Below are 23,957 nucleotides of genomic sequence, written 5' to 3' on the forward strand. Positions count from 1 at the left end.
CGGGTTTTGGCAGATCATTGTCATTGGCTACAATGATGTCCGACGGATCTACGTCGAATCACTTAACAGCAAGAGGTTGCGCAGTGGCTGAAACAGAAACTACAGAAGCAGACAATATCGTTGATGAATATGAGCTGGTGAATCTCATTGTAGATGGGTCAACAACTCAAATCTGGGAAGTAAAAGAACAGGGGGGGACCAACAGTTTCGTAATGAAACGGCTGCTGCCCGAACCGATGAAAAAACCGGAAATCGTCGCGACCATGAAACTGGAAGCGAAAGTGGCTGCTTCACTTGATCATCCCAATCTTATTCATCTGCATAAATTTGTCAAAAACAAAAAACACGTCTACCTGTTGATGGATTACTTCCGGGCCCCGAATCTGCGGTCACAGCTTTCATCAGATCGCCAGAGCGTGCAGGCCCGCCTCCGCAAGTTGATTGAATCGACGGGAATGGCGATAGGGCACATGCATGAAAAGGGCTGGGTCCACAAAGATATTAAACCCGAAAATATTCTGATCAGCAAAAGTTCGGAAGTAAAAATCATCGACTTTGGGCTGGCGGTCCCGATTGCCAAAGGGCTGGGTAAGCTGTTCGGCAAACCCAAAGCAGTACAGGGGACCCGCTCTTATATCGCTCCCGAAACAATCAAAAAACTGCCTCTGGGACCAGCGGCTGACATCTACAGCCTGGGAATCACAATCTTCGAAATCCTGACCGGCAAAACCCCTTTCCATGGAGAGAACCCCAAGGAAGTCCTGTTAAAACATATCTCCGAAAAGCCCCCGTACGCCTCCAGCTTTAATCCGAACGTCACACCGGAAATGGATGAATTTATTCTGAAGATGCTCGCCAAGAAACCGGAGAACCGTTTTGCTTCCATGGAAGAAGTCGTCTCGACCATTCGAAACCTGAAGATGTTCAAAGCAGAAATTTCAGAGGTCATCGCGCAGGAAAAAGCGGAAGCGGATGAGGCTGAAAAAGAATCCATGAAGGAAAAACGTCTCGACAGTCGTGCGGATGCGCGGCTCTCTGAACTGGTCAAAGAAAATCCGGAACTCGCGAAGCAATTGATTGCTGATCGTAAAGCCAACGCCAAACCCAAGCCCAAACCGGAACCAGCTCCACAGAAAAAACCACAGCAGCAACAGCCTCCTCAGCCCATGCCCGGAGGCTATCCGCCTCAGTACCAGCAACCCATCTATCCGCCGCAATATCAGCAACCAATGTACCCGCCACAGTACCAGGGGCAACCCATGCCTCCCGGCGGATATCCACCACCACAGGGATACCCACAGCAACCTTATCCACCACAGCAATACCCTCAACAACCTTATCAGCAACAACCATACCCGCCCCAGCCACAGCATCCGGGACAGCAGCCACCACCACAGCAACAACCTCCGGCGCAACAGCAGCCTGCTACGCAACCTCCGGCTGCGAATGCGCCTCCGCAGTCGCCGGCTCCTCAACAGGCCCCGAAACCACCTCAAAATCAGCCGGAACCACCAAAAAATGAAGAGAAAGAGCAAAAATCCAAAAATGATGACGATCTTCCCTTCATGGATGAATTGCCGGATGTGTTCTGAAAACATAAAATCTTCCAGGAATTGCCTGCATCTGGTAAACTGGCTGGCATCTTTTTCACTATCTATCCATACATTTTAATACGCGGTCTCAAATACTATGTCTGTTATGAATCAGCTTCCGTTCGAGCGTCCCATCTACGAACTGGAAGAGCAGCTCAAGAAAATTGAGCAGGAACCCAATCCGACCCCCAATACCAAAGACGCCATTCGCAATATGCGACTGGAAATCACGCGTATGAAACGTGAGATCTTTGAAAACCTGGATGCCTGGGACACATGCAAAGTCGCCCGTCATGCGGAACGACCACAGACACTCGATTACCTGGAACTCGTATTTGATGAATTCGTCGAACTGCATGGCGACAAAGCCATCGGTGACGACCGTGCGATTCTGACGGGCCTTGCGAAACTGGACGGTCAGAAAGTCATGTTTGTCGGACAGCAGAAAGGACGCACGTTAAAAGAGCGCACCGAATGCTATTACGGCTGTGCTCATCCGGAAGGCTACCGCAAAGCCCTTTCCAAAATGAAGATGGCAGAAAAATTCGGAATCCCTGTTATCTGCCTGATCGATACCCCTGGTGCTTACCCGGGCATCAAGGCCGAAGAACAAGGGATCTCCTACAACATTGCAATCAACCTCAGGGAAATGTCGCTACTGAAAACCCCCATCATCTGCGTCGTGATTGGCGAAGGGGGATCCGGGGGCGCAATTGGAATCGGCGTTGGCGATCACATCTCCGTACTGCAGTATGCCTACTATTCCGTGATCACAGCGGAAGGCTGTGCCGGCATCCTCTGGAAGGATGTGAAATATGCCAAAGAAGCGGCCAACGCTTTGAAGTTCACCAGTCAGAATCTGCTCGAACTCGGCATCATCGACGAAGTCATTCCGGAACCACTGGGGGGTGCCCATCGAGATCATCGCCAGATGGCGACCGCATTGAAGGCTTCCTTATCCGCCAACCTGAAGCACTTGACGAGCATCTCGAAAGATCAACTCGTCGATAATCGCTACGAAAAGTTCCGCAAGATCGGCAAGTTCCACGAAACACTCGAAGTAGAAACCGCATAAGACCGCCGCGGTCCCGGCATCGCAACAAAGATATCAGGCGTACGCCCGTTGAATTCCAGAAAGGAACCATCAATGGGCGTACGCTTTTTTTCGTGGCTCGTGAAATGGTAGAAGCGTTTTGACAGAAGAGCGAGAGTGAATCTTTTCTCAATACGTCGTATCCTTGCCGCCTTAAGAATCTCAAGAACGCCTGCACAACTCTTCGCCTGCATGCAGCCGTGGCCCGTCAAAGTTCTGCCACTCTCAACCCGTCAGGGGCCCGTTTGGATGCTATGCTTTGAGTAGACGTTTCCGGTCGAGAAATCGATTGAGGATTGAGCCCTTGTTTTCATGCAACGCTGATGAAAACACTTCATTTGTTCGCGTGGATTGAAACCGGTCTCTCAGAGGCCCGTCAGCGAGTTAAAAATGGGAAGTGCGATGATCGAATCACAAATCCAGTTAGAGGCCACGAGAGACGCAAAGGTGCGCAAGCAGATCCGTGAAACCGTTCTCCGGGAAGTTGACTTCAAAGGGAACGAATCGACGGCAGAGATCGCAGTCAAATCGCCCCGAGCCACAGAGAAAATGGACGCCTGGAAATCGCTGCTCAGAACCGGCCAGGTGACGCGGATCGAGACACGAAAACTGAGGTATCAAAAGACGATATCCCGTCGCTGGTTTCAGCATGGTCAGAACGTTCAACAGACGCGAACGATGATACTAACAAGGGATCACTCAGATCTCGTCGAGACACGGCAGCAGAGTGAAATCAACCTTGCTGTAAAACGGACTTCCACGAGAGAGCAGTCGCCTCTGTTTACATACCGCTTTTAATGACGCTATCCAGGGCATGAGAGCACAGGCAACACAGCTATTCTCAATAAAGCACCCCACCACGAACGTCCGATAATGTCCGTTATGTTAAGTTCGGCGTGATTTTCAGCCTGTTTTTATAGTGTTTACGATTCCCCTGATTCTACTCTCCCACTCAACGTACTATTTAAAACTGAACTCTAAATATCTCTCAATGCATCTCTGCTTCAGCATCGCATTGATACTGAAAGCAGACTCGCATTCCGCCTTAGATTTTCATCTGCGCTGTGCATCAAGCATCCGGTTCTGCAACGCAGATCCCAATGAATTTAATGGCACTTGCTGCAGTTCCAACTGACGTAGAATGCGTGTATCCAATGGTGTCGTGACATCTGTTTTAGGATCGGGGTCTCCCCCGTTTAATAACAGGTCTGCCCGCCAGTCCTGCAACGCAGCCAGGACCACCTGGTCTGGCAGTCCCGTCAGCGTGAATTCAAATTCTTCAATCAACGAATTCTGCGCTTCCGGGTAATCTGAATAGATGGCGGCGATATCTCCCAGAAGTTTTGTCCGCTCCTGAGTGACGCCTTGTGCATTCGGAACTGATTGCCCTCCATTGGCTCCAAACAGTGTACTGTCAGCCGGAAGCGAAGTCTGGGGCTGACCATCCTGCCAGTCGTTTGTCACATTTCTTAACACACCGGGAATCCGCGACTGCAGCTCTCTGGCGAACTGTTCCCGGTCCTCAGGAGCGGTCGCGTTGTAGGCTTCAATCACTCTGTCTTCCAGCTCACTTTTCAGATAGCTGGGAATAGTCTTCAGGATCTGTTTGAGTAAGGAATCCTGCTTCGTAGTTCTGACGTCCGAACCGCCATTCCCCGATTTCTCAAAGAAGGGATTAGGGAGATCATTCGAACCGGGAGGAAACGGATTGGGATCCCCGTGCTGACTATGGTCGTGATCTTCACCAAACAGTTCATCGTCATGGTGATCGTGCAGATCGACTCCCGGGTGATCCAGTTTAGCCAGACATGTATCCAGGATATGATGCAATTCTTCCGGCATCACCGGTGCCATTTCATTCAGAATCACTGCCGCTGCATAACCACTGCGTGATTCCAATACGGTCGCCCGGGCAGTTTCAGAAATGGTGATCAGGAAGAACGTCAGGAAAAGGGAAAACAGGACGCCTTTCAGCAGCCCCAGTACAGCCCCCAGATGGCGATCAAACTCATTGAATTTCAAGGAATCGATGGCGGTCTTTAAGCTCCGCGCCAATGTAAACGAGATAAATGAGAAGCCAATGTAGATGGCCAGCATTGCGATCCAGCGATTGAGTGGCGGTTTCACATTGATCAGCGGAGCCAGTTGCAATGACAGAGATTCTGCAAACGCAAAGCAGAGCACCAGCGCTGCAATCGCGGCCAGCTGCCAGACGACTCCCTTGGAGGCACCTTTCCAGACAGCATAAATAAGAATCCCAACAATCATCAAATCAAACCACATCGCGACATCCTGTCTAGTTCGGGTCGTCCATGAGAAATTTCGGGGTAGGCCCTCTCCCCTGCTTGCACTCCCCCGATTTTTCATCAAGTCAAGGGAAGGGGATTATAGGCCAAATTTCAGCTCTGCGGAAAGACCAGATTTTGGGTCTAAAATCCCGGAGGCAAAGATAAACGAGGGTAAATTTTCAAAATAGAAAAGCAGGGGTCATCTGTCAGAATTCTGCTCGCCCGGTTTCAATTTTACCTGAGTACGACAGTATTCAGAGCCGATCACAATCATTTGGCAGACGGAATAAACCAGAAGCAGTATCGAAGTGCTTAACAGGATCACAAATAAACCATAGAAATAGATCGCTAATTCTGTCTCTTCATCCAGATACCGCATGAGGTAACCGGGAGCACCGCACAGAAAAACCACGGCAGCCACACTGATAAGAATCGCGAAAATTCTCTGATACAGCGTCATAAGAACTGCCTCTGATCTGGAGCCGAGTAATTAAAACTGTTTCTTACTGTCCAACAGCAACGTGATGGGTCCATCGTTGACCAGTTCCACATCCATGTGTTCCTGAAAACGACCTGTTTCCACCGGGATGCCTTGACCACGGACTTCCGCCACAAAACTCTGATAGAGTTCATTCGCCTGTTCGGGTCGCGCTGCATTCACAAAACTCGGTCGGCGTCCCTTGCGGCAGTCTCCCAGCAGGGTGAACTGACTCACCACCAGCATTTTACCGTTCACATCAGACAACGCCAGATTCATTTTTCCGTCCGCATCTTCAAACACACGCAGACCCGCGGCTTTCTGAGCCAGGTAAATCACATCATCCTGCGTGTCATCCTGCTCCACGCCCAGCAAGACCAGAAACCCCTGCTCGATTTCTCCCGTGATCTCACCATTCACCGTCACACTCGCACGGGATACTCTTTGTACCACAGCTCTCAAAGCAATCTCTCCTCGTGGAAGTTACTCAATTAATCTTAATGCCGCGCTGACAGGCAAACGGATCCAGCGAGATCGACAATTCTTCCTCACAGATTAATTGCCGAATCAACCTGGCGGTGATTGGCGAAAGCTGTAAGCCATCCCGGTAATGCCCGGCAGCCATGATCAGGTTCTGATAACCATCAACGCGTCCCAGGTATGGCAGACCGTCAATCGACTTGGGTCGCAAGCCCGCCCAGGCGCGTTCGAATGTCGCATCCTTCAACTCTGGCACGACAGACTGCGCGAATGCAATCAGCCCTGCCACTCCCTCTGCCGTATTCTCTTTATTGAAGCCGGCTTGTTTCTCTGTGGAGCCGATCAGAATTTTTCCATCACTGCGGGGCACGAGATAGCGGCGTCCCGATTCGATCACCTGTCGAAATGGGATACGTTTCATTGACAGTAATACAATCTGCCCCTGCACGGGGACCAGCTCACACTGAATCCCCAGTCGACTGAGCAGTTCAGGCGACCAGGCGCCTCCTGCAATCACGGTTTGTCCCGCCTGGTGGATTCCAAATGGTGTTTGTATTCCCGTAACGCTCTCACCTTTGGTTTCAAATCCGACGGCAGGAGCCCCTGCATGAATTGCGACTCCTCGATTGGCACACGCAGACAGCAGCGCTTTCATATGTCTTGGATTACGAACCTGTCCCATTTCAGGCAGAGAGAAACCAGACGCGATCTGTGGATTTAAAAATGGTGCGTGTTCCCGTAATGAAACAGAGTCCAGTTCTTCGACAGCGGTCCCGGTTTTTCGCCAGTCCTCTACATAACTCTGCCAGTCGGCGATATCTTCAGACAGAGAGACATGCAAGCCACCACAGATCAGATAGCCGTTATCAATTCCCGATTCCTCTTGCAGACGACACGACCACTCGGGCCACAACGGCTGACTGGCGGCGCGGAGTTGTCCTCCGGGAGTCGTCGCGCATTCGAGTTTCGCGGGAGGCAGCATGCCGGCACCGGCCCAGGAGGCCTCCTGCCCGAACTGCTGACGATCAAAAACGGCAACCGTCAAACCCTGGTTCACCAGTTCGTAAGCGATCGAAAGGCCGATCACTCCGCCGCCAATAATATTTACATCCATCATGGGTTTCACGAGCCCTGGTCACACTCTTCAAAACGAGACATTCAAGGCGGTAGATTATAGCGGACTGACTGCAGAATCACAGGGGCTGCCACTCATTTCCAAAATCAGGAAACGAAGCCCCCTGCTTTTCTGTCTGATTCCAATGCACGGGAATATCAATTCAACTTACCGGGGCGTAGAGTCCTGGCATAAGCAGTCGCCAGTGCCCGCAGATTCGTCCCGTAGACTTTCTGCAATGCGGCAGGCGCTGCGGTTCCCGCTTTGAATTCCTTCAACAGCAGCGCCATCTTTTGTGCGCCCCCGTTGTTGATCAGAAACTCAACCAGCGTAAATCCGACAGCCGTCGTTTCGGAAGGTGAAAAGGTCCCCTCGGCAACCAGTTGTTCGGGGCGCGTCACTTTGGGAGCCGCATTCAGCGCTTCCTGTCTTAGCGACTCAAAATATTTTTGACCGGATGAACCATTCGCCGCCAGCAGCATTCCCAAACCGCGAGACAGCCACATCGGCACATCCCCTTCTCCACGTTGGATTGCCGCATTGGTCAATCCCGCAACGACATTGGTCTGCAGACCCGGAGAATCCAAGCTCGCCTCATCACCAACATCCTGCAGAACCAGATAGGCTTCCAGAGAAGTCGGAGTGACTTTGGAATGCCAGGTTGTAGCAGGGTCAACCCGGCGGTCTTCATTGGTCTGATTGAATTCTGAATAACCGAACCGGTCTTTGATCACATACACAGCCAGTTTGCCTCGCCAGAGTGGTTTCTGTTTTTCATTGAACAGTTTTCGTAAGCTGTCCGCCTGGGTTTCAGCCCAGCCACTGATCTGCTTCAGTCGATCTGAACCGACATTTCCATAGAAAATAAAATCATCTGTCTCGAGTAGTTCCGGCTTTTCGTTGTTCAATGCGCGTTTCCAGGTGGGTTCCAGTGTTTCCCGACGCATATCAGCAAATTTTTCCGGCGAAAGCGTTGCCAGTTCCGCCATCCGTTTCTCATCTTCAGTTGGAACCATTTCCCGCAAGTTGCCTTTGGCATTTTTACCATCGAATTTGGCACCTTCTTCAATCCAGGTTTTCAGATCATTGGCGTTTTTTCGTTTGAGCAATGCCTGCCCCTGAGGCATTTTGATTGGATCCTGTAAACCTACCAGTTGCCACAGACGGCTGTCGTCCGGTTTCCCGGGCACGATCACTTCCCCGGTATCACCGCCGCGCAGAATATCTTCAAAGGTCATGACAGAGAATCCACTGGCCGGGTTATTTCCGCTGTGACATCGCATACAGAAATCCAGCATCCAGGGGGCAACGTCATTCATAAAGGAAACTTTTTCATTACCCGTTGCCATCTCCACTTTGACGGGGTTCTTTTTCGCTTTTGCAGAAGCGCCAATGGGGTCAGTCTCTTTCTCACCATCAAAGCGGGCTCCTTCCTGGATCCATTTCGCAATCAATTCAATCTGATTCTGTTCCAAAGCCGGTGCATTCTTCGGCATCCGCTGATTATCTGGCGCGATCAATTTGAGTGCCAGAAGACTGGCCCTCGGATTACCCGGCACCAGCAGCAAGCCAGTCCGTCCCCCTTTTCGCATGTCTGCAAATGTATTCAAATTCAGATTCGCACTCGCCCGTTGTGCGCCGTGGCAGTTGGAACACTTCTCATTGAGAATCGGTGCAATCTGCGATTCAAAACTGATTCCTTTATTGGCACCAGGAGTACCACCTCCCCCTCCCATGGCTTTTTCGAGTAGTGTCCGACGTGCATCAATCAAGCGTTTGGTACTGAAGATGACAGGATCGGTTTCCGGAATCATTGCATCCAAAGCCAGCTTGTCCAGCTTGGCTTCCTCTTCATCGGTCAGTGTTTTCGCTTCGTCATATTTTTTCTGACGAATCAGCGTTGCCGCTTTACCCAGGTTCCGTTTGATCGAAGCCAACTCCTTACGTTGTTCCGCAGTCAGCTTCGCTGCCTGGCTGGTGGCAGTCAGGATTCCGGAGAATAGAACCAGAGCCAGGAGGAACCGGGTAATCTGAACGGACCGATGAGACATAACTTTCCTCTTAGTTTTGAAACGGGATGGATGGCGTAATTCAACGCGACTCCCCTGCTCTGCTCAATGAACGACGAGACAGGAGATTCTCTTCCGACTGAATAAAGTGGTTTGTGCAATCAGGCATCTATATCTTGAAAGTCTGCCTCAATCCGGTATCCCGCAATTGATGTGACTCTCAGTTTTCATTGTTTTCAGTATAATGGCCATGGGAATGAGAAAAAAGATCTGAATGCGATGAATCGCAGATCCAGAGGCAGACTGTAAATTCCCCTGCTAACTGAACCTCCCTTCTCCCCCGTGGATTCGTGGCTTTTTAGCTCTCTTGACTGGGAATCCCACAATTTTAACCTGAAGTTCCAAGACAATGCCGCCTCAGGTTGTCTATAATAGTCATAAATCCCACGAATTCCTGATAACCTCATATATATTCTTATCTTTTGACTATGTCTCTGACCGCAGAATTATCCCGAAAATCCACACGCCTGACGGAAATTCTGGCGAGCATGGACCGGATTATTGTCGCCTTTTCTGCGGGTGTAGACAGTACCGTCGTCGCGCAGGCTGCTTTTCTGGCGCGCGGCGAGTACGCACTGGCGGCCACTGCGGTCAGCCCCAGCCTGGCCTCGGGCGAAAAAGAAGAAGCAATCCACCTGGCCGAACTGATTGGTATTCCACATCGCCTGGTTTCCACATCTGAATTCACCACCGCAGAGTACCGGGCCAATGCCCCGAATCGCTGCTTTTTCTGTAAAACGGAACTGTATCAGATTCTCAGTCAATCCATTGCGGGAACCGAGTGGGAAACCGCCACCCTGGTCAACGGAGCCAACCTGGATGATCGCGGCGATCACCGCCCTGGAATGCAGGCAGCGACAAATTACCATGTACGCAGCCCTCTCATCGAAGCGGAGTTTACCAAAGAAGATGTCCGCGCCCTGGCACATTACTGGGAACTCCCAATCTGGGATAAACCCGCACACCCCTGCCTGTCCAGTCGCATCGCCTATGGTGTCGAAGTCACCGAGGAACGGGTGCAGAGGATTGATCGAGGCGAACAGTTTCTCAGTGAACAGTTTAAGATCCGGGAACTCCGGGTCCGTCTGGAGCCCAATGAACTGGCCCGCATTGAAGTTCCTCTGGTCGAGATCCCCAAACTGACCACCCCTGCAGCGCTCACTCAGATTTCCGACCATTTCCTGCAGCTTGGGTTCCGAAATGTCACACTCGATCTGCAGGGTTTTCGCTCAGGCAGCCTCAATAGTTTTCTTTCCATCAATGATCTGCAGATAGCCGCTCCAAAAACCTGAACTCAGGAGAGATCAATTTCTGGTCGCTTCTGATATAACAGCACTCAACACAGCATAACCGCAACGAATGACAAGGAAACCAGCCGTGGATTCAGACAGTTCGTCCTTCATCGATCTTCGCAGTGATACAAAAACCCTACCAACCCCGGAAATGTTGCAGGCCATGATCTCTGCAGAGCTGGGCGATGACATGAATGGGGAAGACCCCACCGTCAATCGGCTCGAAGCCATGATCTGCGACCTGCTCGGTAAGGAAGCTGCTGTCTTTGCCTGCTCGGGAACGCAGTCCAATCAGATGGGTCTGCGCGCTCACTGCCTGCCCGGCGATGAACTGCTGATTCACGAACTCGGTCATATCGCGATCTTTGAAGGGGGCGCACCGGCCATTCTCAGTGGCGTCAGTTGTCGTACCTTGACCGGTGAAAGAGGCATGTTGACGGTGGAAGGTCTCCGCGGAAAGATTCGCGCCAATGATCAGCATCTGACACGCACAAAGCTCTTATGCGTAGAAAACACGACCAACGCAGGTGGTGGGCACTATTACCCGCTCGACCAACTCACTGAAATCTGCGACTGGGCGCACGAGAACGGTTTGAATACTCACATGGATGGCGCACGTATTTTTAATGCCTGTATCGCTGGCGGCTATTCGATGAAAGAGGTCTGCGCCCCGCTGGATACCATCTCGATCTGCTTTTCCAAAGGACTGGGTTGCCCGATGGGATCAATTCTGGTCGGTTCTCAGGAAGCGATTACCCACGCCCGCCGCTCACGCAAAATTTTTGGCGGCGCTTTAAGACAGGCGGGGATCGTGGCAGCCGCCTGTATTTATGCCCTCGAAAATAATATCGAACGGCTGCAGGTGGATCATGACAACGCCCGCTTCCTCGCCGGACAGCTGGCTGAGATTGAAGGAATTTCTATCAATCCTGAGCACACCGAGACCAACCTCGTCTTCTTTGATGTCCACCCGGAGCTGGGAAATGCGATGCAACTGGCAGCCGCTCTCAGAAAAGAAGGAGTCGGAATCGGAGCCATGGGGAATTCCACCCTGCGGGCCTGCACGCACCTGGATATCAGCCGCGCCCAGATTGAACAGGTTCCCGCCGCTGTCCGCGCCGCGCTGCAAGCAGGCCTGGATCAGTACCAGGGAATGGCGACCGGCCCGTATGCCCGAGGATAATCGATCACCTGAAATCGTTTCTGCTGTAAGACTTAACCGCGATAGTTATTCTATGTGATACAGGCTGTTTTTCCTGCATCACATAATCGGCATAATCGATACCAGCGGTCGAGTCCTGTCACGTTCCCATGATTTCTGCATCAGGTATTAAACTTCTGACAACGGGTCAGTCGATGCAATTAAGGTTCAGACTCCCCTCAACGATTGAGGCCGTAAAGACATAGGAACATGTCTTTCAATTCAGCCTATTACTCGTTTAGACTCCATTGAGCTGGAGGATGTGCAGGAAGCCATTCTACATTCAATATTGATGACAAACTGAAAACAGGTGTTCTTTTGCTTCATTAAGTGGCAAAAACGCTGGAAATTCAGTGAATTCAATGAAAGAATTGGCCATGACTGCAGACTACCAGTTGAATCGATCCCCCGTCTTACGATATCATGAACCACATACAGTAACTAATGGTCGGGAGAATTCTACCCCGACAGGTTCAGAACCACGTGACAGGGGGAATGCCGCCATGGATGTTAACGGCACCAGTTCTATTTCCGGATCTCTGCCTATCAGTAAGCAGACCGGTCCGAGCAACACCAACATCAAACAGACACCTGCTTCGAAGCCAATCTCTTCTCCTCAGGATGAACTAGAGATTTCTTCCGCCGGTCGAATGCTGGATGAAATGACGAACAACTCCGATATGCGTGCAGAGCGGTTAGCACAAATCAAGGCGGCTATTGACGACGGAACTTATGATACGGATGAAAAGCTGGATGCAGCTTTGAGCCGTATGCTGGATCAGATATCTGATTCTGAATAAACCACGTCTAAGCGTACTAGAGAAATTAGATGAGAAAGAGATAGACCGTGCTCCATTTTGAAAGCCTGGAAATCGCTATGTCTCCTGTTGAGAAATTCAGAGAGTACCTGGCCTCCCAGGGTATAAGATTGACTGAGGAACGAGAAATCATCGTTGCTGAAGTTTTCTCTTCTGATGAACAGTTTGACGCAGACCAGTTGGTTGAGCGAATGGCAGATCAAGGTGTTGGGCGCCGCGTCAGCCGCTCGACTGTATACCGCACAATTGGTTGGCTGGAAAAAGCAGGAATGCTGCGAAAAGCAGGACGTAACAATGACCGCGATATTTATCAACCTGAATCAGAATAATCCGCGTACCTGACGACTTTAGAAGAGGAAGAGATCAACAGTGCTCAATTTTGAAAGCCTGGAAATCGCTGTGTCTCCCACGGAGAAATTCAGAGAGTACCTGGCCACAAAGGGAATGAGATTGACTCAGGAACGTGAGTTGATTGTTGCTGAAGTTTTCTCTTCCCACGAACATTTCGATGCCGACCAGTTGGTCGAGCGTATGAAGCTGCAGAAAACCGGACGTCGTGTCAGCCGTTCGACCGTCTATCGAACCTTAGGTTGGTTGGAAGATGCAGGTCTGCTGCGAAAAGTCGCGCGGACCAATGACCGAGATGTATTCGAGCATGACTATGGCTACCCGCAGCACGATCATTTTATCTGTAAAAGCTGTGGGGAGCTGTTTGAATTCCAGAACGATGATATTGCGGAAATCCTGGAAAAGCTGGCAGATGAAATTAACTTCCGTATGAACGAACACCGACTTGAAGTCTACGGAATCTGCGATGAATGTTCCCGGCCTCCTCAACGTCGTCATAAAAAGCTGGATCTCATCTGAGCCCAATCTGCCAGCGATGATTTTTGCGAAATTGGCCCCCTGCTCTCCTGACAGCACTCAGTCTTACAGGGTCAGCGGCGTTTCACAGGGATCGCCCGATAAATCCGCAATAGAACCAGCAACAGGATGAGTGCGCCCAGAGCAATCCCGCCGATCATCACCAGCCCCAGACCATCGCCGTATAATTTCCGAATCGAAAGTTCAGGAGCTGCTCCCGAAACACGCGCCGGCCATTCTGCCAGCCAGAACCATTTCCAGCCCATCAGCACAATTAAAGTGGCGGCGCACAGGTAAGGCCCGTAGGGCAGATAGGTTTTTCCACTCATCACCCGTGTGAGAAAGCCAATCAAAATCCCACATAGCGGAGCCAGCAGCAGGATCGGCAGAATCGCCTGCCAACCCAGAAAGCTGCCCACCATCGCCATCAGAGTCACATCCCCCAACCCGAGCGCTTCCTGTCCCAGCAATACGGATGATACCAGACGCAATCCCCAGGTGAGCCCGCCCCCGACAATCAATCCCGCCAGACTCCAACTCAATCCGTGCCAGTGTGAATGAACTTTGATCCATTCGGGAATATATGGTCCGCTCAGTCCCGGAACCGCCTGATTCCAGTCCACCCACAGATGAATGATCTGCAGGTGACCGGCGATCGTAGCCCCCAGTACACCAATTAGCATCCCGGGAAGTGTAATCTGATCGGGAATCAGATACTCGCGAAAGTCAATCGAGGTCGCAGCGACCAGTAGCGTCAGCAAGACGTACAAATACAGCAGCCGCCATTCCAGCATTTCCCCGGACGGACGGACGGAAGGCACTTCCAGACAGCGCAACTGCACCGCCATGAAATAAAACAGTACAAACAGCGCGCCGGTTAAAATTTCCAGCAGAACCTCTGAACGTGGCAGTCTCGCAGTACACGCTCGACACTGGTTTTGTATCGGCAGCCAGCGAAGCACTGGAATCAACTTCCAGAATCGGACGCGCGCGCCACAGGCCTCGCAGCGAGTCAGGGGGCGAATGACAGGCTGGAGGGTCATCAGCCGCACCCAGGCATTCACGACTAGACCAATAACAGCCCCTGCGAAAAACAAGATTCCAGGCAATAATATACTATTCAATTGTCCCACTCTCACTCTCGTCAGATCTTAACCAATCCTGAACAAAACCCATTCTTTCTTGGGTGATTTTACTGCAGGGCTTTGGTAGACTGACGCGTTAACTGATTTGATCGTAAAGATCATGCTGGATGGAGGATATGGTGAAGCCTGTTTCATCGAATCGCAATTGCGGTTGGATGAAAAAATCAATTTAGATGAAACTGCCTGCTCGCACAATCGTCTGAAGCGATTCATCCACTTCGCAGATCGTCCGATCAATTCAGGGAACCAAAGCGCTCGCTCACTGCTTTGACAATTTTTTCGCGCTCGGAAAGGCCTTCGTAATGAGGAGAGTCTACAGACAGATTACGTACTGTGCTTTGATCACATTTTTCTTGAGTTTATCCGGAATGGGACAGATCTTCGCTGACGAGGAAACAAGTCCCCCTCCAGAACCTTCAAGCGTAGAAGCACCAGCCCAGCTGGAAGTTTCTGCTGAGTTAAATGGTGCCGACATGGCCTGGATGATGGTCTCATCAGCTTTGGTTTTGATGATGACCGCCCCTGGACTGGCATTGTTTTATGGCGGACTGGTCCGGAAAAAGAACATTCTGGGTGTCATGATGCAATGTGTGTTCCTGATGGGGCTCATGTCAGTCGTCTGGGCAGTCTGGGGTTATAGCCTTGCCTTTGGGTCAGATATTCTCGGCGGTTTTGTGGGAGGCTTTGACCACCTGTTCCTCAAAGGGGTGATTCCCTACTGGGCAGATGGCACCTCGCATACTCCCAATAATGGCTCCATACCAGATGCCCTGTTTATGGTTTTTCAAATGATGTTTTTCATCATAACCCCGGCACTGATTTGTGGGGCGTTCGCCGAACGTATGAAATTCAGCTCGATGGTGGTCTTCTCCATTCTATGGGGTACTTTCATCTATTGCCCCATCGCACACTGGGTCTGGTCCAGTACCGGCTGGCTGTACGATGGAAATAAAGAAGCACTTTTCCCTGCTTTCGACTTCGCAGGAGGAACTGTTGTTCATATCAGTTCCGGTTTCTCTGCGCTGGTTTGTGCGATCCTGCTGGGAAAACGACTGGGATACGGTCAGGAACCAATGCCGCCACACAATCTGACTTATACATTTATCGGTGCCACCATGCTGTGGGTCGGCTGGTTTGGCTTCAACGCAGGTAGTGCCGGTGGTGCGAATGCGGCAGCCGTGAATGCCTTTGTCGCCACTCACCTGGCTGCAGCGGCTGGAGTTCTGGCCTGGGCGATTGCAGAATGGTATTTCAATGGCAAACCCAGTATTCTCGGAGCCTGTTCTGGTGCAGTAGCAGGCCTGGTCTGTATCACGCCTGCCTGTGGTACGGTAACCCCCCTGTCAGGAATGATTCTCGGGTTGATTGCCGGTTTTGCCTGCTATCTCGCCTGTACCACTTTGAAGTCCAAGTTCAAATACGATGACTCCCTGGATGCCTTTGGCGTTCATGGCATAGGGGGAACTGTGGGGGCCATCCTCACCGGGGTCTTTGCGACCAAAGCCATTACGGGAGATGCGGACGGTTCCGGTCTACTGGAAGGAAATTCGCAGCAGTTGATCAATCAGTTGGTCAGCGTGGGCGCTGCGATCGTCATTTCAGTAGTGGGAACGATTATTATTCTGAAGCTGATCGACCTGACAATGGGTCTGCGGGTCAGTAAAGATGGTGAAATTCAAGGACTTGATTTGAGTCAACATGGGGAAGAAGGATATATCTTCCTGTAATATCAGGGAATCGAGGGTCGGCTTCAGGCCGACTCTCGTTCCCATTTTCAGGAATTTCGGTCCGAAAGGCCTGTCAGATCAATAGTTCTGATTGTTTTTTCAGGGAAATCAATTTGCGGTATCGAGATTTCCCGACAATTGCGATATAATATCCTAAGTGTGATAGTCGTCTGGGTTTCTGAAAGCGCTGGAAGAAAACCGGGCATTTTTCTGGGAGTATGATTCCGATGAAAAAAGTGGAAGCTGTCATCAGACATTTCAAACTGGAAGAAGTTAAAGATGCTCTGACAGAAATTGGTGTACAGGGCATGACAGTGTCTGAAGTACGTGGTTTTGGTCGCCAGAAAGGCCACAAAGAACAGTACCGTGGTGCAGAATACACCGTGGATTTTCTACCGAAGGCTAAAATGGAAGTCATCGTTCCCGATGATCAGGTCAAAGCCGTTGTTGATACAATCTTGGAATCAGCACGCACCGGACAGATCGGCGATGGAAAAATCTTCGTGTTACCCATCGAAGATATTATCCGGATCCGAACAGGAGAAGCCGGAGATACTGCGCTTTAACAAATGACGGTAAAGCGAGGGGCGTGTTTTTGCCCCTTTTGCTTTACGTCAGTCTGGCTGACTGAAATTACGGTTTTCGAAAGAGCTTTAAATGAAAAAGATTGAGGCAATCATTCGCCACTATAAACTTGAAGAAGTCAAAAATGCGATTTCTGAAATTGGCATTAGTGGAATGACTGTCAGTGAAGTCCGTGGTTTTGGTCGCCAACGCGGCCACAAGGAAACCTATCGAGGCAATGAATACATCGTTGACTTTCTTCCGAAAGTGAAACTCGAGATTGTGGTCCAGGATGATATGGTTCCTCAAACCATTGAAACGATCACACAGGTTGCACGTACCGGGCAGATTGGTGACGGAAAAATCTTCATTACCACTCTCGATGAAGTCATTCGAATCCGTACGGGAGAAACTGGTCCGGAAGCGGTCTGATTCTTCGCAAGATTTCCTGCAAGATATACTGTCTTGAATCCGGGCTTCTTTTGTTCGCGTTCGTTTCAGCCTGGAATTGATGATGTCACACACGTCGACTTCCTGCAATGCACAACAATTTGTTGTTTATCGCACGAAGGTAGAGCAAGCCCGCCTACGAGGTCAAGAGCTCTTGCGCAATGGCGCCAGCGGCTTGCAGATCGGTACTGCGATCGCCGAATCGATCGAACAGCTGCTGCTGCAGATCATTCAGGATCAGTTTCTGCAACTTCCTGAAAAACGCCAGAAGTTACTGATTCAAAACTGCTCTATTCTCGTGATAGGTGGTTCTGGTCGCGGGTTGATGGCCCCCTACTCTGATGTGGACCTGCTGTTTCTATACCGGAATCAGGTTGACGATGAATTCGCGGAGTTTGTGGGAGACATCGTTCGCAACTGCTGGGATGCCGGCTTAAAGCTGGGACACAGCCTGAGGACGATTGCCGACTCTGTTAAAATGGCACGTACCGAACCCGAATTTGCCACTGCGATGATTGAAGCCCGTGCCATCTGGGGTGATGAACATCTTGCCGAACAGCTGATCCGGGCATTTTATCGACATGTGATTTTGTTTCGCAGACGGGTTTTCTTCGATCAGTGTGTCGAAGCACGCTGGCAGGAACGTAAACAGCATGGCGGCGCGGTCATGCAACTGGAACCCGATATCAAACGCTCTCCCGGCGGATTGCGCGACATTCACCTCCTGCGCTGGACAGGCTTTGCCCGCTATGGAACCGCGAATCTTGACATGCTGCGACTCGATGGGCGGATCAACAGTCGCGATGTCAGAACCCTGAAAAATGCCCGCGACTATCTACTCAAAGTACGCATCCAGCTGCATTACGAAGCAGGTCGCCAGCAGGATCTGTTTACCAAAGACACACAACTCTGGATGGCCGAACAACGTCAGATTGAAGGCACAAATGGTCAACGCCCCGTCGAGCTGCTGATGCAGGAATATTTCAGACACAGTAAAGCAGTCGCAGAGATCACCGAACGGTTTATCAAAACGCATCGACCTCAGCCCCTGCTCTCGCGCATCTACGACTTCCTGATGACACACCGTTCGGACTCAATTCTCAAAATCGCCCCTGATCATCTGGATGTGATTCCCAGATACCGCGTTCAAGTCTGCAACAGTCTGGAAGATATCCTGAAACTGTTTGATACTGCTTCGCTGTATGGAATCTCAATTGCCCCTGATCTTCTCGATGCCATCCGGGAATCAGCACTCACCCTGCCACCGACTGTCTCCAACCGGACGATCGATCTGTTTCGTGCCATTCTGAATCGCAGTACGAACCTGGGCCCGACACTGAGGACCATGTCTGAAACGGGGATCTTGAATTTACTGATCCCTTATATGAAACACGCCTATTGCCTGCTGCAATTTAATCAGTACCACAGCTACACAGTCGACGAACATACTTTTCGCGCGATCGAAGCCTCTGAAACATACTCTACCGATGACTCAAGCCTTGGCAGTTCGTATCGCCATATCGAGAAAAAAGATATCCTCAACCTGGCCATCCTGTTACATGACATCGGGAAAGGTTACGGAGAAGACCATTGTAAAATGGGTGCCATGATTGCTACGGACACTGCGGTTCGGCTGGGATTGAAAGAAGAAGAACAGAAACTGCTGGTCTTTCTGGTCTTTGAACATTTAAATATGGCACATCTGGCTTTTCGGCGTGATATTTCTGATCCGGATATCCTGTTTGCCTTCAGCCAGAAAGTCGGCAGTCCAGAAAAATTACGAATGCTGTATGTACTGACCGCAGCAGACATCACAGCTGTTGGCCCGGGTGTATTTACAGACTGGAAATCCGAATTGCTGGCAGATCTTTATGAACGTACCATGCTTCTACTGGGGGGGAAACATTCACGCTACAATCGCGATCAGCGACTCGCGCGCGTCAAACAACAGGTGCGCAGTTATTTGAATCTGCCTCTCCTGCACGCCCATGAAGAGGAACAGGAAGAGACCTGGTTCACAGAACTGTTCAATTCTTTCTCTCCGCATTATCTTTTGGTCACCCCCCCGGAACGGATTGCAGCAGACATTGAGATTCTGCGGGACCTCCCTTCAGACCAGATCGTTGTCGAAGGTGAATTTGAACCGGAAACCGCTACGGTTAATTATCATGTGATCGCTTCAGCGTTGTATTCACAATCCTGTTTTCACCGTATGGTCAGTGTATTTACTTCCCGGCGAATGGAAATCATTTCTGCACAGATTACGACCAGTGCCTCCGGTGGAGTGGTCGACAGCTTTCGCGTCATTGATCATGATTATGCAAGCGCAGTACCTCGCTCACGTGTGGAGACGATCGAAACGGAAATCCGCAAAGCTGTCATCGGCGAGAGTGACGCCAAGACCATGTTCTTAAACAATCAGCGTTTTCACGAATCAGCCAGTCTGAGTGGGGAGTTTGATCTGGGTCGAGTGGAAATCGATAATCAGTCTTCCAGGCGTTGTACCATTATTGATGTGATCGCCCATGACCGTACCGGGCTGCTGTATATCGTTTCTCGCGCCATCAGCCGTATGGGGCTCTCTGTGGTGATGGCAAAAATTTCTACGCACCTCGATCAGGTTGTGGATGTGTTTTACGTCATTGATGAGCACGAACGGAAAATAGAGGATGGAGACAGGTTGCAGGAAGTGAAAGAACAGATGGAACGCACCCTGCATGATTTTGAACTGGAAGGCTACAAACGCTACCAGCGCGTCTGACTGACCTCATGCCTCTGGCGTCGACTCAGGCGGGTACTACTTCCAGAAAAGTAACTGGCGTCTCTATATGGATTTGACAATCCGAGGCAGCCGCGGGTACCAGCAGCGTTTTTCCCTGAAACAGTTCGTACGTTTCTGCACAGCAATCCAATTGACCGGAACCTTCCAGGACGATCAGGATCTGAGCCTGATTCAATGAATGCAGTTGAAATGATTCATGGGAAACATGCCGACGAATAGAAAAATGCGCGCACGTTAGCAATTCTTCAATCTGGTGATTTGCTCGAAATTGCTTTTCGGGCTTTAAAAGATCGACGGGTCCCAAATCAAAATCAATGCAGGAAATTGCCTGCTCGACATGTACGGGACGGGGACTGCCTGACTGATCCAGACGATGCCAGTCGAATAACCGATAGGTCACATCACTTGTCTGCTGCACTTCGGCCAGTAAAATCCCCTCACCAATCGCATGCAGAGTACCTGCGGGAATATAAACACAGTCTCCTTTTCGGACAGGATAGCTGTGCAGACACTCTTCAACGGTTCCCTGTTCCAGATGTTTCCGGAGTTGCTCTGGACTCACCCCCTGCTTTAAACCTGCGTAGATACGACTCTCAGGCGATGCATCCAGAATGACCCAGGCTTCAGATTTCCCCGATTTCGTCGCATCAAAACGGGGCAGCTGACCCGCATCCGGGTGAACCTGCAACGAAAGTCGGTCAGTCGCATCAATAAATTTGATGAGTATCGGGAATAGTGGATAGCTCTTCCCCTCCCCAAACAACGCGATCGGGTTCTTTTCAATCAGCTCTGACAATGTCCAGCCAGCGAATTCCCCACTGGCAATCAGGGTGGGTGCTCCCGGATAGTCAGAGAGTTCCCAGCTTTCTCCATAATCCTGTTCGACACCAATTGATTTATGCAGCTGAGTGCCCAGACGCTCCCCCCCCCATCTGGCACGCTTTAAGATCGGCGTGAACTCCAGCGGTAATAAGGTGGCCGTGGATTGGACTTCTTGTAATGACATAATTAGATGAAAAGTAATACCCGGTAACAAGATAGAAAGACTGGAAAAGATAGAAGCTTTTATAATCGTAATTCAGGAAACCCCTCAATTGCAACTATAATCTGTACTAATTGTGAGATCGGGGATCTCCTGATTTATTTTGCTGTTTTCTGACAACTAACGATTTGAAAAGGTTTCAATTGCCATAAACGGGAACTCCTGCTAATCTCTCCCCCCTTGAAGCCATCGACAGCCAGGACAGATCCCATGTACACATATCGGTGCCCGGTTTCGACCTGTTGTCTGGTGAAATATCGCTGTTTATCGATGAAAGGCTCATAAGTGGCAGATCTGATAACTCAAAGTTTAGAAGTTGAACTTACCATTGGCGACACAATACAGATCGGAGATCAGTTTTTAACGGTAGTTGATATCGAGGGAAACGAAATCCTGTTTCAACTCGATTCGGACAATCCAACCGGACCTGCTGCAAACGCCATGAAAGATACCCATTTCTGTCGCTGAAATTCGCTCTGGAATTGGTTGTCTGAAATTAGTTCCCATTCATTTAAGGCTGAGTTCCTGATTCAGGGGGCTGCTGGAAAAAGCATCCATTTGGGTATTTCCGGCTTCAGAATTGCTGCCCGCCGGGAACGTGCTATCGTTGCCTGAAACCGGTTAACGTCTTTGCCCCAGAGTGTAGCCTGTTCATCTTCATAAATCAGGGACCAGTCATGCCTGTTCTTCAGATAGCCATTCGTCTGCTGAGACTTTGGCAGAAGAATGATTTCCGTTGGATATTGATCCAGCAGTGGGGTCGATGTGCTGGAATTCTGATTCAGCTTCTGAAATGCCATAAACTCCTCTTCCAATTGAGCTGAGTACACTGTCCGATAACGCCCATCAAAGGCAACACGAGATTCGGGAAAAGTCTGCCAGATCACGTATTGAGCCCAGCCATAATCCGTGAGAATGTTCCCGGTCAGACGTTCATTCTTTAAGACTTCCATGGCGGCCACAGGCATCCCGGGAGCTCTGCTTACTGTCTCCACTCCAATCTGCCAGGGCGGAACTCCTTCTCCCTGCAGATGGGTCACCGTATGAGCCCCCAGTCCCAGAATCGCCAGAGTCATCACGATGATCAGCACGGACCGTAATCCCAGTCTTGTGGGCCCTGACCATTGCTTGTTCATGATGGGAAACAGACTTCTTACTGCGTCTGTGATCGGCCGGGGTAAGAGAATCATTACGGCAATCGCCAGTAAAGCCACATGCCTGATATGACTGACCGCCTGCCAGGCGACCACTGCAATCAGCATCAGATCAATCCACTCCCATTTTCTCGAACGGAAAAAAGCCAGCGCAATCAAAAGAAACGGGATATAATACATCAGTGCCTGCCGGGCCTGCCACAGCGGCTGCCATTCACGGACGATCTGTGTCGTAATCAGATGATCCCAGAGCATCTGATGCAATTGAATCCCATAAGGGTTAATCAGAGTCACAAGCCAGCTCGCTGCAACAGCCACTGCCAGTCTGAGAAAATCTCTCCGCTGGTAGAGGCCTTGAAAAAAGCCCCATCCCACCCACAGAACGACCAGGGCCTCGATACCGACCCCGGCCAGAAAGCCACCGTGAGAGTTCGACCAGAAGAGCATGACCACGGGCAGATACCAGACCCCTTTTGCCTGAGGTCGATCAACATAGTCACGCAACAGTAACAGTGTCCATGCAAAACAACCAAATGTGACCAGTTGCGGGCGAACAAAAACCACAAACTGTGCCAGACAGAATGCACCGTAGACCAATAACAGGACGGCACCAGAGAGACTTGCCCGGGATTTTCTTAATGCAATCCAGGCTGGAATCAGAATCATGCATAACCAGAAATTACGCCACAGCCATAACCCGGGATTTCCCATCTGACTCCAGAGCCAGCCAAATGTCAATTCAGAGAACCATTCATGGTTAATCCAGATCGTGCCCGGTTCGGTATAACAGAATGGGTCAGTGCGTTCTACCAGAACATGTTGCTGCAAGGCACGTAAACCGTAGAGGGTATGTCCCCACAAATCGGGGTCAGCAATTGTCACACTGCCTGTTAAAAGCAGACATGCTAACCAGATACTCCCCGTAGAAAGATACCATTCACGAGAGCCCATTTCCCATTCAGCAATTCCTGATTCAATCTCAGACACTGACACTACTATTCTCCCGGTGGATTCAATTCGCGAACCACGCTGCCAGCAGCAGTTTGTCATGACTCTGAATATAAAAAAAGACCTGCACTCAATGGTACAGATCTTTTTTTTATTCCGATTTCTGTTCTCAGCAGCTTAGTTCACAATTGAGGGAACTATTTGCTTTTCAAAATATCTTCCAGGCTGGGAAGAGAATTATGAATCGGTTGCAGCGTGGGCACGCCATCACCGTCTGCTGGGAATTCTTCGTATGCTGTCAAGTCGATCTGCTCGTAGATTCGATCGAACATTTTGTGAGCGTAGGGAGCTTTCGGGTTTCCACCGAGAGCAATAATCTCACCTTTCTGACGAAGAATATTTGTGTAATTGTAAGGTCGGAAGTAATAGTATCCATGATAGACAGGCGGGTAAGGATAATGTGGGTACATATCACCTGTCGTTTTCCCACAAAACCAGCTACGCTTTTTCAGTTTGCAACCATTGTCACTGTAGCAGTTGTCCCACAGACCCCAGTGACCGAAGAGCCCTCCGGGCTGACAAAGATCACCTGTACTACAACCACCTGTCAAACAAGAGTCCGAAGCAGTGCAGGTATTTTGACATGATGCCATTGAGACTGTTGCGGGAGCACTGACCGAGTTGACGGGTACAACTTCTCCGTCGTACTGCCAGACACTTAAACCGATGAGCAATGCAAAACTCGCATTCATGAGACCACCTTTTATTTTTACGTTGTATCAACAACACTTTTGGTTAGGCATTATGGTGGACAATAAATTGATATTCACTCTGGAATCAGAGCACAAATTCTCCC

The 23,957-nt window shown here is 50.3% G+C and carries 21 protein-coding genes; 12 read left to right on the forward strand and 9 right to left on the reverse strand.

All coding sequences use genetic code 11. The features are described from left to right. The first annotated feature begins 83 nt into the window (after positions 1 to 83). The 3 genes from Pan161_RS06280 to Pan161_RS06290 all read left to right on the forward strand — a co-directional run bounded on the left by Pan161_RS06280 (position 84) and on the right by Pan161_RS06290 (position 3,483). A complete protein-coding gene (locus tag Pan161_RS06280) occupies positions 84 to 1,592 on the forward strand; it encodes a serine/threonine protein kinase (protein ID WP_197995724.1) in 1,509 nt (502 codons plus the stop codon). A 106-nt stretch (positions 1,593 to 1,698) separates the two neighbouring features. Then, positions 1,699 to 2,667: an acetyl-CoA carboxylase carboxyltransferase subunit alpha gene (locus Pan161_RS06285; protein ID WP_145225102.1), complete on the forward strand. Its 969-nt coding sequence runs from the start codon at positions 1,699 to 1,701 to the stop codon at positions 2,665 to 2,667. Positions 2,668 to 3,087: 420 nt separating this feature from the next. Further along, the gene (locus Pan161_RS06290; protein ID WP_145225104.1) at positions 3,088 to 3,483 is read left to right on the forward strand and encodes a hypothetical protein; all 396 of its coding nucleotides are present in this window, start codon (positions 3,088 to 3,090) and stop codon (positions 3,481 to 3,483) included. 255 nt (positions 3,484 to 3,738) lie between these two features. Here the strand turns inward: Pan161_RS06290 and Pan161_RS06295 are convergent, their stop codons facing one another. From Pan161_RS06295 to Pan161_RS06315, 5 genes are all read right to left on the reverse strand, one after another. Then, positions 3,739 to 4,968, reverse strand: coding sequence for a CvpA family protein (locus tag Pan161_RS06295; protein ID WP_197995725.1), 1,230 nt, complete (start codon positions 4,966 to 4,968; stop codon positions 3,739 to 3,741). A gap of 204 nt (positions 4,969 to 5,172) precedes the next feature. After that, entirely contained in the window at positions 5,173 to 5,433 is a 261-nt protein-coding gene (locus tag Pan161_RS06300; RefSeq protein ID WP_145225108.1) for a hypothetical protein, read from the reverse strand. 30 nt (positions 5,434 to 5,463) lie between these two features. Continuing rightward, positions 5,464 to 5,913, reverse strand: a complete 450-nt coding sequence (gene dtd, locus Pan161_RS06305; RefSeq protein ID WP_145225110.1) for a D-aminoacyl-tRNA deacylase — start codon at positions 5,911 to 5,913, stop codon at positions 5,464 to 5,466. 25 nt (positions 5,914 to 5,938) lie between these two features. Continuing rightward, positions 5,939 to 7,048 carry a glycine oxidase ThiO gene (thiO, locus tag Pan161_RS06310; RefSeq protein ID WP_145225112.1) on the reverse strand — a complete coding sequence of 370 codons (1,110 nt, stop codon included), beginning with the start codon at positions 7,046 to 7,048 and terminating at the stop codon, positions 5,939 to 5,941. A 155-nt stretch (positions 7,049 to 7,203) separates the two neighbouring features. After that, a complete protein-coding gene (locus tag Pan161_RS06315; RefSeq protein WP_145225114.1) occupies positions 7,204 to 9,096 on the reverse strand; it encodes a c-type cytochrome domain-containing protein in 1,893 nt (630 codons plus the stop codon). 446 nt (positions 9,097 to 9,542) lie between these two features. On the opposite strand from Pan161_RS06315, the gene larE reads away from it, so the two are divergent. From larE to Pan161_RS06340, 5 genes are all read left to right on the forward strand, one after another. After that, on the forward strand, positions 9,543 to 10,406 hold the full coding sequence (larE, locus tag Pan161_RS06320) for an ATP-dependent sacrificial sulfur transferase LarE (protein WP_145225117.1): 864 nt from the start codon (positions 9,543 to 9,545) through the stop codon (positions 10,404 to 10,406). An 85-nt stretch (positions 10,407 to 10,491) separates the two neighbouring features. Continuing rightward, on the forward strand, positions 10,492 to 11,589 hold the full coding sequence (locus Pan161_RS06325) for a threonine aldolase family protein (protein WP_145225119.1): 1,098 nt from the start codon (positions 10,492 to 10,494) through the stop codon (positions 11,587 to 11,589). 380 nt (positions 11,590 to 11,969) lie between these two features. After that, positions 11,970 to 12,407, forward strand: coding sequence for a flagellar biosynthesis anti-sigma factor FlgM (locus Pan161_RS06330; protein WP_232103759.1), 438 nt, complete (start codon positions 11,970 to 11,972; stop codon positions 12,405 to 12,407). 47 nt (positions 12,408 to 12,454) lie between these two features. Then, positions 12,455 to 12,754: a Fur family transcriptional regulator gene (locus Pan161_RS06335; protein WP_145225123.1), complete on the forward strand. Its 300-nt coding sequence runs from the start codon at positions 12,455 to 12,457 to the stop codon at positions 12,752 to 12,754. Between the two features lie 40 nt (positions 12,755 to 12,794). After that, positions 12,795 to 13,292, forward strand: coding sequence for a Fur family transcriptional regulator (locus Pan161_RS06340; RefSeq protein WP_145225125.1), 498 nt, complete (start codon positions 12,795 to 12,797; stop codon positions 13,290 to 13,292). A gap of 71 nt (positions 13,293 to 13,363) precedes the next feature. Here the strand turns inward: Pan161_RS06340 and Pan161_RS06345 are convergent, their stop codons facing one another. Then, positions 13,364 to 14,428 (reverse strand): prepilin peptidase, encoded by a 1,065-nt coding sequence (locus Pan161_RS06345; RefSeq protein ID WP_315851557.1) that lies wholly within the window; start codon positions 14,426 to 14,428, stop codon positions 13,364 to 13,366. 374 nt (positions 14,429 to 14,802) lie between these two features. On the opposite strand from Pan161_RS06345, the gene Pan161_RS06350 reads away from it, so the two are divergent. The 4 genes from Pan161_RS06350 (at position 14,803) to glnD (ending at position 19,936) form a co-directional block, all read left to right on the forward strand. Next, positions 14,803 to 16,161 carry an ammonium transporter gene (locus tag Pan161_RS06350; protein ID WP_145225130.1) on the forward strand — a complete coding sequence of 453 codons (1,359 nt, stop codon included), beginning with the start codon at positions 14,803 to 14,805 and terminating at the stop codon, positions 16,159 to 16,161. 227 nt (positions 16,162 to 16,388) lie between these two features. Then, positions 16,389 to 16,727, forward strand: a complete 339-nt coding sequence (locus tag Pan161_RS06355) for a P-II family nitrogen regulator (protein ID WP_002648670.1) — start codon at positions 16,389 to 16,391, stop codon at positions 16,725 to 16,727. Between the two features lie 91 nt (positions 16,728 to 16,818). Then, positions 16,819 to 17,157, forward strand: a complete 339-nt coding sequence (locus tag Pan161_RS06360) for a P-II family nitrogen regulator (protein ID WP_145225133.1) — start codon at positions 16,819 to 16,821, stop codon at positions 17,155 to 17,157. 79 nt (positions 17,158 to 17,236) lie between these two features. Beyond that, entirely contained in the window at positions 17,237 to 19,936 is a 2,700-nt protein-coding gene (gene glnD / locus Pan161_RS06365) for a [protein-PII] uridylyltransferase (RefSeq protein ID WP_145225135.1), read from the forward strand. Between the two features lie 25 nt (positions 19,937 to 19,961). Here glnD and Pan161_RS06370 read toward each other — a convergent pair whose 3' ends face one another. The 3 genes from Pan161_RS06370 to Pan161_RS06380 form a co-directional block, all read right to left on the reverse strand. Continuing rightward, on the reverse strand, positions 19,962 to 20,963 hold the full coding sequence (locus Pan161_RS06370; protein ID WP_145225137.1) for a type I phosphomannose isomerase catalytic subunit: 1,002 nt from the start codon (positions 20,961 to 20,963) through the stop codon (positions 19,962 to 19,964). 566 nt (positions 20,964 to 21,529) lie between these two features. Further along, complete coding sequence (locus tag Pan161_RS06375; RefSeq protein WP_145225139.1) at positions 21,530 to 23,146, reverse strand: hypothetical protein; 1,617 nt, start codon at positions 23,144 to 23,146, stop codon at positions 21,530 to 21,532. A gap of 152 nt (positions 23,147 to 23,298) precedes the next feature. Then, entirely contained in the window at positions 23,299 to 23,853 is a 555-nt protein-coding gene (locus Pan161_RS06380; protein ID WP_145225141.1) for a hypothetical protein, read from the reverse strand. Positions 23,854 to 23,957 lie beyond the last annotated feature (104 nt).

Source organism: Gimesia algae (genome assembly GCF_007746795.1).
GTDB classification, from domain to species: domain Bacteria; phylum Planctomycetota; class Planctomycetia; order Planctomycetales; family Planctomycetaceae; genus Gimesia; species Gimesia algae.

What these genes read in the sequence shown, in the direction of transcription:
- Pan161_RS06285 (WP_145225102.1), top strand. Translation starts at nt 1,699, where the DNA reads ATGAATCAGCTTCCGTTCGAGCGTCCCATCTACGAACTGGAAGAGCAG.
- Pan161_RS06290 (WP_145225104.1), top strand. Translation starts at nt 3,088, where the DNA reads ATGATCGAATCACAAATCCAGTTAGAGGCCACGAGAGACGCAAAGGTG.
- Pan161_RS06295 (WP_197995725.1), bottom strand. Translation starts at nt 4,968, where the DNA reads ATGTGGTTTGATTTGATGATTGTTGGGATTCTTATTTATGCTGTCTGG.
- Pan161_RS06300 (WP_145225108.1), bottom strand. Translation starts at nt 5,433, where the DNA reads ATGACGCTGTATCAGAGAATTTTCGCGATTCTTATCAGTGTGGCTGCC.
- thiO (WP_145225112.1), bottom strand. Translation starts at nt 7,048, where the DNA reads ATGATGGATGTAAATATTATTGGCGGCGGAGTGATCGGCCTTTCGATC.
- Pan161_RS06315 (WP_145225114.1), bottom strand. Translation starts at nt 9,096, where the DNA reads ATGTCTCATCGGTCCGTTCAGATTACCCGGTTCCTCCTGGCTCTGGTT.
- larE (WP_145225117.1), top strand. Translation starts at nt 9,543, where the DNA reads ATGTCTCTGACCGCAGAATTATCCCGAAAATCCACACGCCTGACGGAA.
- Pan161_RS06330 (WP_232103759.1), top strand. Translation starts at nt 11,970, where the DNA reads ATGAAAGAATTGGCCATGACTGCAGACTACCAGTTGAATCGATCCCCC.
- Pan161_RS06350 (WP_145225130.1), top strand. Translation starts at nt 14,803, where the DNA reads ATGGGACAGATCTTCGCTGACGAGGAAACAAGTCCCCCTCCAGAACCT.
- Pan161_RS06355 (WP_002648670.1), top strand. Translation starts at nt 16,389, where the DNA reads ATGAAAAAAGTGGAAGCTGTCATCAGACATTTCAAACTGGAAGAAGTT.
- Pan161_RS06360 (WP_145225133.1), top strand. Translation starts at nt 16,819, where the DNA reads ATGAAAAAGATTGAGGCAATCATTCGCCACTATAAACTTGAAGAAGTC.
- glnD (WP_145225135.1), top strand. Translation starts at nt 17,237, where the DNA reads ATGATGTCACACACGTCGACTTCCTGCAATGCACAACAATTTGTTGTT.
- Pan161_RS06370 (WP_145225137.1), bottom strand. Translation starts at nt 20,963, where the DNA reads ATGTCATTACAAGAAGTCCAATCCACGGCCACCTTATTACCGCTGGAG.
- Pan161_RS06380 (WP_145225141.1), bottom strand. Translation starts at nt 23,853, where the DNA reads ATGAATGCGAGTTTTGCATTGCTCATCGGTTTAAGTGTCTGGCAGTAC.